Origin of the sequence: Blastomonas sp. CCH1-A6 (assembly GCF_001556365.1) — a bacterium.
Taxonomy (GTDB): Bacteria; Pseudomonadota; Alphaproteobacteria; order Sphingomonadales; family Sphingomonadaceae; genus Blastomonas; species Blastomonas ursincola.
The window spans coordinates 1-794 of record NZ_LSIS01000459.1; the positions used below are offsets into that span (position 1 = coordinate 1).

Annotated in this window: 1 protein-coding gene and 1 pseudogene; both read left to right on the forward strand. The window is 59.9% G+C overall.

All coding sequences use genetic code 11. From position 1 onward, the window contains the following. A pseudogene (locus tag AX735_RS20590) lies at positions 1 to 349 on the forward strand (hypothetical protein); the annotation flags it as partial. Then, positions 346 to 597 (forward strand): hypothetical protein, encoded by a 252-nt coding sequence (locus AX735_RS20595; protein ID WP_066284304.1) that lies wholly within the window; start codon positions 346 to 348, stop codon positions 595 to 597. The pseudogene AX735_RS20590 and the gene AX735_RS20595, both read left to right, overlap by 4 nt. Positions 598 to 794 lie beyond the last annotated feature (197 nt).

Consider the following 794-nt stretch of genomic DNA (forward strand, 5'->3'; position numbering starts at 1 on the left):
CTCGTTCGCCTCGCTGTTCGCGGCCCGCGCTTCCGGTGGGCCGGTTTCTGCTGGCCGCCTCTATCGCGTGAACGAGGCGGCGGGCGGGGGGAGTGTCGAGCTCTTTCAACCTGCCCAGAACGGCAACATCGTGCCCTTGGGGCAGGCCCGCGCGGCGATGAACGGCGGCGGCGGACGCCAGGGCCCGATCGAGATTAAGGTGTATGCTGACGAGGGGCGCACCTTTGTCCCGCGTGTCCAAGGGATATCGGCGGACGTTGCAGTTACTGTCGTTCGTGTCGCATCGGACGATATTGTGAAAGCAAGCGCAAACGAGGCGCTGCGACAGGCCGGCAGGCGAAAGCTGTGACCAATCTCGATGCCGTGCTGGTGGGCCATGCCAAGATGATCGCGGCGAACGGCAGATTTTTTGCCATCCTTGTCGCTTCATTGCACGACGCTGGAATCATCAATGGTCGAGCCATCGCCCAGTCAATCCGGTTGGATAGGGCTTCTGACGAGATGTACCGGCTGGGCGTTGCCGATCGGATTTCCAGCTACATCGACGAGTGCGAAAGCCAGCAATTTGAAAGCTCAGGCCTGCGACCAGTTGAATAGTTGACCGGCAAGTCTTTGTGGCGGTCGCGACATTCTTACCGCAGTGCTAGGGGCAGCGGGCGCTTGCATTCGGAATTGAAAAATGATCCACCTGCACTCATCAACGCGCTCCTCATTTCTGCTAGCGCAACAATGCAGAGGCTAATCGATGCCAATACCGGTGCACCTGCTGATCGCAGCCGCCAAGACGCTTAGCG